Annotated in this window: 13 protein-coding genes; 10 read left to right on the top strand and 3 right to left on the bottom strand. The window is 67.7% G+C overall.

Annotated features, from left to right (window positions below):
• Positions 1 to 3 precede the first annotated feature (3 nt).
• The 6 genes from U1H82_RS03190 (at position 4) to U1H82_RS03215 (ending at position 4,674) form a co-directional block, all read left to right on the top strand.
• Positions 4 to 708 carry a biotin--[acetyl-CoA-carboxylase] ligase gene (locus U1H82_RS03190; protein ID WP_322963476.1) on the top strand — a complete coding sequence of 235 codons (705 nt, stop codon included), beginning with the start codon at positions 4 to 6 and terminating at the stop codon, positions 706 to 708.
• A 9-nt stretch (positions 709 to 717) separates the two neighbouring features.
• Positions 718 to 1,497, top strand: coding sequence for a type III pantothenate kinase (locus tag U1H82_RS03195; RefSeq protein ID WP_322963477.1), 780 nt, complete (start codon positions 718 to 720; stop codon positions 1,495 to 1,497).
• A 135-nt stretch (positions 1,498 to 1,632) separates the two neighbouring features.
• Positions 1,633 to 3,267: a ribonuclease J gene (locus U1H82_RS03200; protein WP_322963478.1), complete on the top strand. Its 1,635-nt coding sequence runs from the start codon at positions 1,633 to 1,635 to the stop codon at positions 3,265 to 3,267.
• 4 nt (positions 3,268 to 3,271) lie between these two features.
• Positions 3,272 to 3,547, top strand: a complete 276-nt coding sequence (locus U1H82_RS03205; protein ID WP_322963479.1) for a DUF1467 family protein — start codon at positions 3,272 to 3,274, stop codon at positions 3,545 to 3,547.
• Position 3,548: 1 nt separating this feature from the next.
• The gene (locus U1H82_RS03210) at positions 3,549 to 4,274 is read left to right on the top strand and encodes a helix-turn-helix transcriptional regulator (RefSeq protein ID WP_322963480.1); all 726 of its coding nucleotides are present in this window, start codon (positions 3,549 to 3,551) and stop codon (positions 4,272 to 4,274) included.
• Positions 4,275 to 4,305: 31 nt separating this feature from the next.
• Complete coding sequence (locus tag U1H82_RS03215; protein ID WP_322963481.1) at positions 4,306 to 4,674, top strand: VOC family protein; 369 nt, start codon at positions 4,306 to 4,308, stop codon at positions 4,672 to 4,674.
• Between the two features lie 46 nt (positions 4,675 to 4,720).
• Here U1H82_RS03215 and U1H82_RS03220 read toward each other — a convergent pair whose 3' ends face one another.
• On the bottom strand, positions 4,721 to 7,039 hold the full coding sequence (locus U1H82_RS03220; RefSeq protein ID WP_322963482.1) for a coiled-coil domain-containing protein: 2,319 nt from the start codon (positions 7,037 to 7,039) through the stop codon (positions 4,721 to 4,723).
• A 102-nt stretch (positions 7,040 to 7,141) separates the two neighbouring features.
• Between U1H82_RS03220 and U1H82_RS03225 the strand changes: the two genes are divergently transcribed.
• From U1H82_RS03225 to U1H82_RS03240, 4 genes are all read left to right on the top strand, one after another.
• Positions 7,142 to 7,435, top strand: a complete 294-nt coding sequence (locus U1H82_RS03225) for an Hpt domain-containing protein (RefSeq protein ID WP_322963483.1) — start codon at positions 7,142 to 7,144, stop codon at positions 7,433 to 7,435.
• 64 nt (positions 7,436 to 7,499) lie between these two features.
• Positions 7,500 to 8,684 carry a hypothetical protein gene (locus tag U1H82_RS03230; RefSeq protein WP_322963484.1) on the top strand — a complete coding sequence of 395 codons (1,185 nt, stop codon included), beginning with the start codon at positions 7,500 to 7,502 and terminating at the stop codon, positions 8,682 to 8,684.
• 35 nt (positions 8,685 to 8,719) lie between these two features.
• Entirely contained in the window at positions 8,720 to 9,778 is a 1,059-nt protein-coding gene (locus U1H82_RS03235) for a hypothetical protein (RefSeq protein ID WP_322963485.1), read from the top strand.
• Between the two features lie 5 nt (positions 9,779 to 9,783).
• Positions 9,784 to 11,130 carry a sensor histidine kinase gene (locus U1H82_RS03240; protein ID WP_322963486.1) on the top strand — a complete coding sequence of 449 codons (1,347 nt, stop codon included), beginning with the start codon at positions 9,784 to 9,786 and terminating at the stop codon, positions 11,128 to 11,130.
• Positions 11,131 to 11,180: 50 nt separating this feature from the next.
• On the opposite strand, the gene U1H82_RS03245 is transcribed toward U1H82_RS03240, so the two are convergent.
• Together U1H82_RS03245 and U1H82_RS03250 are read right to left on the bottom strand one after the other, a co-directional pair.
• On the bottom strand, positions 11,181 to 11,390 hold the full coding sequence (locus U1H82_RS03245) for a hypothetical protein (protein ID WP_322963487.1): 210 nt from the start codon (positions 11,388 to 11,390) through the stop codon (positions 11,181 to 11,183).
• 3 nt (positions 11,391 to 11,393) lie between these two features.
• A complete protein-coding gene (locus tag U1H82_RS03250) occupies positions 11,394 to 12,677 on the bottom strand; it encodes a citrate synthase (RefSeq protein ID WP_322963488.1) in 1,284 nt (427 codons plus the stop codon).
• Between the last annotated feature and the right edge of the window lies 1 nt (position 12,678).

A 12,678-nucleotide genomic window follows, 5' to 3' on the forward strand; every position in this document is an offset into this window, starting at 1 on the left:
CGATTGCTGCACGTCCCTGAAACGGGATCGACCAATGCCGATCTTCGCCAGCTTGCCGAGGCAGGCGGCGAAGAAGGCCTTTGGCTCCGCGCCGACCGCCAGATGGCGGGGCGCGGACGCCAGGGACGGGACTGGTCCTCGCCTTCGGGCAATTTTTACGGGTCGACCCTTGTGCGGTTGCGACCGGGCGATCCGATGGCGGCCACTTTGGCGCTGGTTGCAGCAGTGGCGATCGAAGACGCGGTTCGCGCCTGGCTTCCCGAGATTGGCGCTCGGTTGAGCCTGAAATGGCCCAACGACCTGCTGATCGACGGCGCGAAGCTGTCGGGTATCTTGTTGGAGCGCACCGGCGATGCGGTCATCATCGGCATGGGGATCAACCTGGCGTCGGCCCCGCAGCTACCCGACCGCGCTACGACCGCGCTGGTCGATCATGGCGTCGATGTCGCGCCCGCGGCGATGCAGGCGCTGCTCGCCGAAGCCATGATCCGCTGGCTCGCCGTCTGGCGCGAGCAGGGATTGGCCGCGATTACCCGGCGCTGGGAGGCCCGTGCGCATCCGCGTGGCACCGCATTGACGGCGCGGTTGCCCGATGGACAGGTCCTGACGGGCAGCTTTGAAGGGCTGGCAAGCGACGGCGCGCTGCGGCTCGGCTTGGCGGATGGCTCGGCCCATGTCATCCATGCCGGCGACATCTTCCTGGTCTGAGGAACCATCATGCTGCTTGCGATCGATGCCGGGAACACGAACGTGGTCTTCGCGCTGCTCGAGGGGCGGACGATCAAGGGCCGCTGGCGCATCGCGACCGATCCGCGCCGCACGGGTGACGAATATGCGGTGTGGCTTAGCCAGTTGCTGGCGCTGGAAGGCTATGCGCGCGAGGATGTGACCGGCGTCATCATCGCGACGGTCGTGCCGCGTGCGCTCCACAATCTGCAGGTGCTGGCGCAGAAATATTTCAAGGTCGATCCGCTGATCGCCGGACGCGCGCCGGTGGAGTGGGGGATCGCCATTGATGTCGACGAGCCCGCCTCGCTGGGCGCGGACCGCGCGGTCAACACGATCGCCGCGCACGAACTCTATCCCGGCGACCTCATCACCATCGATTTCGGCACCGCGACGACCTTCGACATCAGCGACTATCAGGGCGCGTACAAGGGCGGGATCATCGCGCCGGGCATCAACCTGTCGCTCGACGCGCTGGTGACCGCCGCCGCCAAGCTGCCCCGCATTGCGATCGAGGCGCCCGAGAGCCGCAGCGTGATCGGCCGCAACACGGTCGACCAGATGCATATCGGCATTTTCTGGGGCTATGTCGCGATGATCGAAGGATTGGTCGCGCGGTTGAAGGCGCAGGTCGGGCGGCCGGTGAAGGTGCTCGCGACCGGCGGCCTGGCGGCGCTTTTGTCGCCGCATACTGACGTATTCGATCATATCGAGCCCGATCTGACCATTCAGGGACTGGCGATCCTGTGGGAACGCGCCCATATCAGGTGACGAGTTTCGGATCGTGCCGCCCGCGAGATGCCGCAGGGCGCATGAGCCGCGAAGAAATGACCGCGCCCTGACCGGCGCACCCCTATCGCCCCGAACCCGCTTTCAGCGGGGTGGGCGTCTATTGTCAGGAAGTGAATGACTCCCAAGAAAGAATTGCTGTTCTGCGCGCTCGGTGGATCGGGCGAAATCGGCATGAACGTGAACCTGTACGGCACCGATGGTAAGTGGGTGATGGTCGATTGCGGCATCACCTTCGCCGATCCGGCCTATCCCGGCATCGACGTGATTCTGCCCGACCTCAGCTTCATCGAGGATCGGCTAGACGATCTGGTCGGCATCGTGCTGACCCATGGTCATGAAGACCATATCGGCGCGCTGCCCTATCTGGCCGAAGACCTGGGCGTGCCGATCTATGCCACCGCCTTTACCGCGGGCCTCGTCCGCGGCAAGCTGGAGGAAGAGGGCAGCGCCAATCGCGTCAAGCTGCGCGTGATGGAAGCGGGCAAGGCGTTCGAGGTCGGCCCGTTCGACTTCACCTTCGTCCCGCTGTCGCACTCCATTCCCGAAGCCAATGCGCTGCTGATCGAAACGGCGGTCGGCCGTGTCTTCCATACCGGCGATTGGAAGCTCGACCAGACCCCGGTTATCGGCAAGCCCGCCAGCCCTGCGCAGCTGTCGTCGATCGGCGATCGCGGTGTCGACATTCTGGTGTGCGATTCGACCAACGCCTTCAACACCGAGGCTTCGGGCTCGGAAGCCAGCGTCCGCCCCGGCATCGCCGAGACGGTCGCCAAGGCCAAGGGGCGGGTGGTCGTCACCACCTTTGCTTCCAACGCCGCGCGTCTGGTGACGCTGGGCGAAGTCGCCAAGGAGACGGGGCGCAAGCTGTGCGTCACCGGCCGTTCGCTCGACCGGATTTTGAAGGTCGGCAAGGCCTGCGGTTACTTTAAGGGCTTCCCGGAGACGGTCGATCCCGAAACCGCGATGCGCCTGCCCAAGGACCGCGTCCTGATCGTGGCGACCGGCGGGCAGGGCGAGCCGCGCGCGGCGCTGTCGCGCATCGCCGAGGGCAGCCACACGATCCGGCTCGACACCGGTGATACCGTGATCTTCTCGGCGCGCCAGATTCCGGGCAATGAGACGGCGGTCGGCCGTATCCAGAATATCCTGGCGGGCAAGGGCGTCCGCATGGTCACCGAGCGTCAGGCGCATGTCCATGTCTCGGGCCATCCCGGCCAGCCCGAACTGGCGCAGATGTACAAATGGCTTCGCCCGCGCACGCTGATGCCCGTGCATGGCGAGATGCGGCACATGATGGAGCATGCCCGCTTCGCCACGACGCAGGGCGTGCCGCAGACGCTGGTTCAGTCGGACGGCGATATCGTCCGCCTGCTGCCGGGCAACGCCACCAAGATCGGTCAGGCGCCGGTCGGGCGGCTGGTGCTGGACGGCGACGTCATCCTGCCGTCGGACGGATCGACGATGAACGAGCGGCGCAAGCTGGCGATCAATGGCCAGATCTCGGTCGGCGTCGCGGTCGCCAAGGGGCGGCTGGTCGGTAGCCCGCAGGTCCGCGTGCAGGGCGTGCCGGTCGAGGACGAGCGCGATGCCTTCATCGCCGAGGCGGTGGCCGCCGCGGCCAAGGCGGTCGACGGCCCGCGCCGTGCGACCGACAAGCTGCGCGAGGATATCCGCCTGTCGGTGCGCAAGGTGGCGACCCGCTGGACCGGCAAGAAGCCGATCGTCGACGTCCTGCTGATCGAGGGATAAGACCATGCACTGGACGTCGGCCCTTGCGATCTACGTCCTGTTCTGGTTCCTCGCCGTGTTCCTGGTCCTGCCCTTCGGGGTCAGGACCACGCACGAGGTGGGGGGGCAGCATATTCCCGGCACCGCCGAGAGCGCGCCGCACGTCTTTCTGATCGGGCGTTTCTTCCTGCGCACGACGATCGTCGCGACGGTGATGTTCGGCCTTTTCTATCTGAATTACGTCAACGGCTGGATCACCGCCGACATGCTCGACTGGAGCGGAGTGAGCGGGCGCGCCTGACATGGCGCGTGCGTCCCGCCTGTTCGATCTACTCCATCTGCTCCATCGCCAAAGTGGCGTCGTCTCCGGGCGGCATCTGGCCGAGCAACTCGGCATTTCGCTGCGCACCCTCTACCGCGATATCGCGACGCTTCAGGCGATGGGCGCGGATGTCGAGGGCGGGGCGGGAGTCGGCTATCGGCTGAAACCCGGCTTCATGCTGCCGCCGCTGCGCTTTCCGGTCGAGGAGGTCGAGGCGCTGGTCCTCGGCGCGCGCTGGGTGGCCGAGCGGGCGGACCCGGCGATGGGGCAGGCGGCGCGCAGTGCCGCCGCGCGGATCATGCGCGCGATGACGCCTGAACAGGCCGATGCGATGCGCGACACGGCGCTGTTCATCGCCTCACGCGCCGAGCCTTATGCGGCGAACGTCGATCCGGCCCCTTTGCGCGCCGCGATCCGGGCGGAGCGCCGCCTGTCGCTCCTCTATCGCGATGTGCAAGGGCAGGCGTCCGAGCGGATCATCTGGCCGATCGCGATGGCCCTGTTCGACCGCGCGGATATGCTGCTGGGGTGGTGCGAATTGCGCGGCGCGTACCGGACGTTCCGCATCGATCGGATCGTCACCGCTCGCACCCTGGCCGAGCGTTACCCGCGTCGCCGCGCGGTGCTGCTGCGCGAATGGCGCGAGGCCGAGGGTATTCCGCAGGAGCGTTTCCTGCTGACGGAAACTGACGCGGCGGTCGGATAGCCAGGGCTCCTCTTCAACGAAGGAGCTTTTCATGACCTGCCCGACCACGACCATTTTGCTGCACGTCGCCGATCCGCTCGCCAGTGCCGAATTTTATCGTCGCATTCTCGAAAGCGAGCCCGTCAGCGCGGACCAGGACTTTGTCCTGTTTGCACTATCGCCGGGCAACGCGCTCGGCCTGTGGCGCCGCGACCGGATCGATCCGCCCGCGACCGGCGTGACCGACAGCATCGAGATCGGCTTCAAACAGAGCCATGATGGCGTCGATGCCTGTCATGCCGATTGGGTGGCGCAGGGCGTGACCATCCTGATGCCACCGAGCGACCGTCCGTTCGGGCGCAGCTTCGTCGCGCTCGATCCGGATGGGCATCGGCTGCGGGTCTATGCGTTGAAGGGGTGAACGGCCTGCGCAACCGCCCTTCAAAATCCGAAGGCCGGAATGGCTGTTACCGCAGCCGCTCGATCGCCTGGGCCAGCGCGACATAGAGCTTGCCCATGTCCGACGACAACAGCGTCACGCCCAGCGGCGATCCGTCCCGCTGGGCCAGCACGCCGCGCAGCATCGCTTCGAAATCATGGATGTAGCGGTTCACATGGTCGCGGAACTTGGCGTCCGAATCATAGAGATCGGCGATGTCGCGCGCCTGATGCGAGTCGAGGATACGCACGGCCCGCCGCGTGAAGACGCCGCGATCCCCCTTTAGATAGGCCGCCCAGGCGCTGTCGGTGACTTCGGGCGCATAGATTTTGGTGATGTCGATCGAGGCGGAGTTGAGCGATTCGACCAGCAGCGAGGCGCGGCGGGCGAAATTGTCGCGGTCGGCGTCCTCGCGCTCGCTCCGGGCTTCCTCGATCCGGCTTTCGACGATCGCGGTCTTCTCCGCGATCAGGTCGGCCTGCCGTGCGAGGCGTTCGGTCGCGCGGGTGGCGGCCTCGACCGCGCCCTGCGTGGCGTCGACGATCGCATGGACCTGCCGCTCGACCGTGTCGCCGGTTGCGCGGCGCATCGCCTCGGCACTGGCGCGTTCGAGCGCCAATGCGGCTTGCGGAATGACCTCGGCCAGCGTCTCGCGCGCCTGTTCTGCCGCCGTCGCGGCCGTCTCGCGAACGCGCAGGAGGGCATCGACCAGCTTGGGCGCGGCCTCGTCGGCGAATTGGTGCGAACGGTCGATCGTCTCTTCGACCATCATGCCCAGCGCATCGGCCTTGGCGCGGCCGGTCGACAGCGTCTCGATCAGCGAGCCCGACAGCGTTTCCAGCGTCTGGCGCTGCTCGGCGATGACGTCGGCGATGGCTTCGATCGCCTCGTGCGTGCTTTCGGCCGCCGCGACGAGTGCCAGCAGCTCGGGCTTGGTTTCGACCACCACTTCGTGGCTGGCCTGCATCCGCGTGTCCAGGCGATCCAGCGCCTCGGGCAATGTCTCGTCGATCTCGCGCGCCGCGGCGTCGAGTGCGATCAGCAGGGTTTCGGTCGTGCCGATGACCCGGTTGGCCATGGCCTCGCCCGCTTCCAGCGCGCCGGTCATCGCGTCCGCCGATCCGCCCAAGGCGCTGATCGAGGCGGCGAGCATCTGCGATTTTTCCGTGCCCTGGCTATGAAGCACCGCGATTCGCGTCTCGACCCGTTCCAATTCGGTATCGAGCGTGTCGATCACCGTCTCGCCTGCGATCCGCTGCGCCTCCAGTTCGGCGGTCAGCCGGGCGACCGCGCCGTCGACGGTCGTCAGCCGCTCGGCCAGCGCGTCGGCACTGTCCCGGGCAGCGCTGTCGAGCGCGGCCTGGTTCGCCGCGACCATCGCCAGCATCGCCTCGCCCTGGGCGGCAATACCCTTGCGCGACTGGTCGATCGCCTCGGCGGTACGGTCGAGCAACGCGTCGATGGTCGTCGCGACATTGGCGGTGACATTTTCCAGATGCGCGCTGGCGGTGCGGCTGGTCGCCTCCATCTGTTCGATATGCGTGGCCAGGCGGAGCGTTGCACCGCTGGCGATCGTGTCGGCATCCTGGCCGCGCCGCCCGAGCGCCACGAGTTGTGCGTCGAGTGCGGACGCATGGCTCTCCGCCGAGCGTGCGGCCTCCGCCATCCGGTCGCTCGCCTCGCCCACCTCGTCGGCCGCGCGGGGAAGCGCGTCGAGTAGCTGGGTCAGGCTCGCCTGGCTGGTCCCGGCAATCTCGGCCAGGGTACGGCCATGCGCCTCGACCATCTGGATATCGTCGGCCAGATCGCGGGCGATGGTGTTGAAGCGCGTCTCGGCGGCCTGCGCCATTTCGGACAGCGCGATCGCCTGGGCCGACAATTCGGAGCGGTTGGCGGCCAGCGCCTGTCCGATCGCGGCGACCGCGCGTTCCAGCGCCGCCGCCTCAACGCGCATGTCCCGCGCGGTCAGCGCGAAGCGGCGTTGCTCGGCGCGGCTGCTGCGCTGTCCGACCAGCCAGAGGATCGCGATCAGCATCGGCCCGGCCAGCGCCAGGGTGACGAGCGGCGCCAGCGTCACCGCCGAAAGCGACGCCGTCGTGGCCAGGCCCCATGCCAGCACTGCAACGATCCATAAGACGGCGCCGATGATCGCCACGATCAACGGCCAGCGTGCCGGCGGTGCCTCTTCGACCGGGGCGGCCATGTCGTCGAGCCAGGGGCTGGACGTGGCGGAGAAGGCGGGCGCATCGTCATCGGCCGGGGGCAGGGGGGCATAGTCCACCATATCCGGTTCCGCGTTCGGCATGTCCGACCTGTCCTGACGCTCCGCGCGCAAATCCACGATCATCTGGGCCCCCGTGTCACAATGGGCCGGTTTATCACGTTTGCCAGCGGCAGAAAGCGAATTGCGCTATTCCGTGTCGTCGCGCTTCGGGTTTAAGGGGGGGGGATGACCTATGAGCATGGAACGATCGATTCTGCCTTGGCGGCCGTGGCGGGTGACGAACCGGCGGTCATCCAGGATCTTCGCCGTGCCTTTGTCGAGAGCGTGACCCGCGCGATGGAGGCGATGCACGCCGCCGAGAACGAAGGCGAATGGCGGGAAGCGGCGCTTCGACTGAAGGGGCTGGCCGCCAGCGTCAACGCGTTGCCGTTGATGACCCTGGCAGGGCAGGCGGCCGAGCGTGACGGTCCCGATGCCGTGATCCTCGACCGGATCGGGGAACTCGTCGCCCGGCTGTGACCCGGTGAGCCCGGCATGGGGCTCGGGGCTGGCATGGCGCGCGCCAAGCGCCTAACAGCACGCGATGCTGTCCGGTCTTCTCTTTGCGATTGACGACGCCGACGACCGCCCCGGGCGGTTGACGGCCACCTTGCCGTTCGCGGGTGTCACCCTGATCGAGTATCAGGCACGCCTGCTGATCGCGGCGGGCGCAGCGCAGATCATCATCGTGGTCGCCCGGCTGACCCCCGAGCTGCTCGGCGCGATCGCCCGAATCGCCCAGCGCGGCGTGGTGGTCGACACGGTGCGCAGCGCGGTCGAGGCGGCGGAAAAGCTCCATCCCCTGTCGCGCCTGCTGGTGTTGGCCGATGGCCTCATCACCACCGAGGATACGATCGCGCTGGTGCTGCGCGAGGCGGGGCATGACGCGCTGATCGTCCTGCCCGAGGCGGAGGCCGAAGCCGGGCTGGAGCGGGTCGGCGGGCAGATGGCATGGGCGGGCGTCGCGCGGCTCGATCCGCGCCGGGTCGCCGAAGTCGCCGGGCTGCCTCGCGATTATGACCTGCAATCGACCTTGCTCCGCCTCGCGGCGCAGGCACGGGCGACGCATATCCTGCTGCCCGCCGATGCCGAAAAGGCGGGCCATGGCATCGTCCACCGGGCCGAGGCGCTGGAAGCGCGCGGACGCGCGGTGGTCGCGCGGCTGGTGTCGGGGCGGCGGAGCTGGTTCGACCGTTATATCCTGGCACCCATTGCGCGATTGGCGCTGCCGCGTCTAGTCGAACGGGCCGTCCCCGCCCATGTCGCGGGCGGCGTCGGAGCCGGACTGGGCCTGTTGGGGCTGGTGCTGATCCTGTTCGGTCTGCCCGCCTTCGGGCTGATCGTCGCGATCATGGGGACGCTGGGCCTGGGGCTGGGTGAGACGCTGGCGGGGCTTCGCGACGAGCAGGGCACGGCGCGAGTCGGATCGGCGGCGATCGCCGCGCTGGCCGGGCTCGCCGTCGCGGCGGTCGGCTGGCAGGATTATCGGCTGTCGGGCGAGGATATCGCGCCGGTTCTGGCGTTGATGCTGATTATCCTGGGTATATTGGCGGAGCGCGCCGGGCTGTACCGGTTCCGGCGACGCTGGTGGGCCAGTCCGCCCGCCTATCTGCTGGTGATTTTCCCGGCGGCGCTGGTCGGCCTGTCCTCCTGGGGGCTGGCTTTGGCGAGCGTCTATGCCATCGTCACTTTGGCGTCCGCAATCGAGACATTGCGGTCCCAAGTTTAGTGTCGCTTTAACATCAAAGCGGTTAGCGGTTTCGGATGGCGGTCGAACCGGACCCACTTCACGCCTCCGAATGGCATGGCGCGCGGCTATCTGCCCGCGTTGCCGCCGCGCGTGCGCGCAGTGCGGCACGGGGGCGGGGGGCGGTGCTCGACCTGCGGCTGGACGATGATTCGCGGCTGACCGATCAGGTTCGCTTCGCGGTTACGGCGCGGCTGAAGAAACTGGTCGAGACGGCGATGTGCGATCTGCTGCATCAGGCGGAGCGAGTCGCACCGCAAGGCGAAGTGTCTCTGCGCCCCACCCCCGAACAGGTGATCGAACGTCTGCGCCGCGCCGATGCGCTGGCCGAGCCCGCGCTGGTCGAGGAACTGGTCGCGCAGGTTCGGCAGGAACTGATCGCCCACGCGCTGCCGATCGAAACCCTGGCGGGCGACGCGCCCAGCCTGCTCGTCCGCCTGACCGAAGCCCCCGATCGGATCGTGGCCGCGGCCGCGCGGGCGGTGCTGGCGGCCGAAGCCCGCGCACGCGATGCGGATGAGGCGGTGTCGCTGCCGATGCGTCTTCAGGACCGGTTGATCTGGACGGTGGCGGCGGCGCTGCGGGACGGCGACGAGCCGGCCTGGGACGGCGCGCTGGCGCAGGCGGCCGAGCGGGTGATCGCGGCGCAGGACGAGGCCGAGCGGCCAGGCGCAGCGGTATTGCGGCTGGCGGCGGCGATCGACGCGCGGGCGGCCGAACTGCCCGATCTGCTGCTCGAAAGCCTGTCCGATCGGCAACTGGGCGTGTTCGTCGCGCTTCTTACCCATGCGCTGGGCATCGAGCATGGCCTGGTGCGCGAGATCGTGTTGGAGCCCGAAGGCGACCGATTGTGGCTGGCCTTGCGGGCGCTGGAGCAGGATCGTGCGACGATCGCGCGAATCGGCCTGTCACTATGCGAAGCCGATGGCCGCCGCGACGTGGAGGCCTTTGCGGAGGCTCTGGACGCGATCATGGCCATTCCCGCCGCAGAGGCGCGCCGGGCCATCGCATCGCTGACGCTGCCCGAACCTTTTCGGGAGGCGATGGCGCGTCTGGAAGGTTCTGACCAGCGATGACCTCGATGGACAGTCCCGGCGAATCGATGGTGGCGCGCGCGATCCTGGATTCGGGCGACCATATCCTGTCGGCCGATCCCCCGATCGAGCTGTTGCACATGCGCGCGGGCGGCGGGGTCGGTGATTGCCTGGCAGTCGCCCCTATCGCCCGGATCGCGCGGCTTGCCCGGCGGCTGGGCATTGCGGTGTCGCGCCAGGTGGTGGTCGCCGATGATGAGGGCGATCTGGACCTGTGGGTGCAGGCCCGGCCCGAAACGGGGCAGATACGTCTGAGCGTCAGCGGCTGGCGTGACCGTGCCGCCTGGAAGCCGGGCGCGACGCCGCCCGATTATGCCGCGATGGGGGCCGATTTCCGCTGGGAAACCGATGCGGCGCTTCGCCTGACCTTTCTGTCGCCGGGCGCGGGTGCGCGCCATGGGTTCGACGGACAGGCGATGCTGGGGCGGCCGCTCAACGCGCTGTTCGCGTTCGATACGGGCGCGGCCGCCTTGCTGGACGATAGCGCGCCGCTCGATGGCCGGGGCGCGCGGTTGCGGCCGACCGATGCGCCGGTACGGCTGTCGGCGGCGATCCGGCATGACGGCATGGGCGGTATCGCCGGGCTGGTCGGCGCGACCTATCTGATCGACGAGCCGGGCGAGGGGGACGAGGATGTTGCGCTGCACCCCGGCGGCTCGCCGCTAACCGAGACGTTCACCGCTGGGCTCGACCGCGCGCTGCGCACGCCGCTGGCGCGGATCGTCGCCAATGCCGACAGCATCGCCGCGCGCAGCGACGGGCCGATCGCGGCGGAATATGCGGATTATGCCAATGACATCGCCCATGCCGGGCGGCATCTGATCGGGCTGGTCGACAATCTGGTCGAGTTGCAGGCGATCGAGCAACCCGATTTTCGCCTGGCCGCCACGCCGATCGACCTGGCCGATGTCGCGCGCCGTGCCGCCGGGCTGCTCGGGGTCCGTGCCGACGCCGCCGGGGTCGGCATCCGCCGTCCCGGCATGGCCGAGGGCCTGCCCGCCATCGGCGATTTCGGCCGCTGTCTTCAGATCCTCATCAACCTGATCGGCAATGCGATCCGCTATTCCCCGCGGGGGGGCGAGGTGATCGTCACCGCCGAGCGCGACGGCGAATGGGCGCTGGTCAGCGTTACCGATCACGGCAAGGGCATCGCACCCGAGGACCAACTGCGCATCTTCGAGAAGTTCGAACGCGTCGACCCCAGCGAGCCCGGCGGCAATGGCCTGGGCCTGTATATCGCCCGTCGTCTCGCGCGCGCGATGGGTGGCGAACTGGGGGTCGAAAGCGTGCCCGGCGAAGGTGCGACCTTCCTTTTCCGCCTGCGCGCTCGATAAAAAAAGGGCCCCCGAAGGAGCCCTTCTTCCCAATTTCCGCCCTGAACCGTTCAGCGCCGCCGGGGAAGCCGCCGCGCGATCAGGATCAGCGCCAGTCCCGCCACCGCGACGAACGCGCCGCGATCGGCCCATTCGCCCTGACCGAGCATGAAGCTCTGTTCGGGCCAGTGGATATATCCCAGGCCCTGGCCGATCCATAATCCCCCCGTCAGCGCCAGCATGACGCCGATGGCGATCAGGATCGGCCGGACCCGGTTCACGGCTTAGCGCTGCTCGACCGGAACATAGGCACGCTGCGTCGGGCCAGTGTAGAGCTGACGCGGACGGCCGATCTTCTGGTCGGGATCGGTGATCATCTCGTTCCACTGCGCGACCCAGCCGACGGTGCGGGCGAGGGCGAACAGCACCGTGAACATCTCGGTCGGGAAGCCGATCGCCGACAGGATCACGCCCGAATAGAAGTCGACGTTCGGGAACAGCTTCTTCTCGATGAAATACGGGTCGTTGAGCGCGATCTCTTCGAGGCGCAGCGCCGTCTCGAACAGCGGATCGTTGACCTTCAGCGCGTCGAACACTTCGCGCACGGTCTTCTGCATCACGGTCGCGCGCGGATCGTAATTCTTGTAGACGCGGTGACCGAAGCCCATCAGGCGGAACGGATCGTTCTTGTCCTTGGCGCGCGCGATGAACTCAGGGATACGCTCCGGCGTGCCGATCTCGCGCAGCATGTTGAGCGCGGCCTCGTTCGCGCCGCCATGCGCCGGACCCCACAGACAGGCGATGCCCGCCGCGATGCAGGCGAACGGGTTCGCGCCCGACGAGCCCGCCAGACGGACGGTCGAGGTCGAGGCATTCTGCTCGTGATCGGCGTGCAGGATGAAGATGCGGTCCATCGCCTTTTCGACGGCCGGGTTCACCTCATAGGCCTCGGCCGGAACGCCGAAGGTCATGCGCAGGAAGTTGCCGGTGTAGGACAGCGAATTGTCCGGGTACAGGAAGGGCTGGCCGACGCTGTACTTGTACGCCATTGCCGCGATCGTCGGGATCTTGGCGATCAGGCGGTGCGACGCGATGGTGCGCTGCACCGGGTCATGGATGTCGGTCGAGTCGTGATAAAAGGCCGACAGCGCACCGACGACGCCGCACATGATCGCCATCGGGTGCGCGTCGCGACGGAAACCGCGGAAGAACGCCGCCAGCTGCTCATGCACCATGGTGTGGCGCGTGATCGTGGTGGTGAAGCCCGACAGCTCGTCCTGGTTGGGCAGCTCGCCGTTCAGCAGCAGATAGGCGACTTCCATGAAGCTGCTATTCTCGGCCAGATCGCCGATCGCATAGCCGCGGTGGAGCAGCACGCCTTCGTCGCCGTCGATATAGGTCAGCTTCGACTGGCACGACGCGGTCGAGGTGAAGCCGGGATCATAGGTGAAGGCGCCGGTCTGCGCATAGAGCTTGCGGATGTCGACCACGTCGGGGCCGATCGAGCCCGACATGACCGGATAGTCAAAGCCCTTGCCGCCGATGTCGAATTTCGCGGTGTCGCTCATA

Origin of the sequence: Sphingomonas fuzhouensis (assembly GCF_034659795.1) — a bacterium.
Taxonomy (GTDB): domain Bacteria; phylum Pseudomonadota; class Alphaproteobacteria; order Sphingomonadales; family Sphingomonadaceae; genus Sphingomonas; species Sphingomonas fuzhouensis.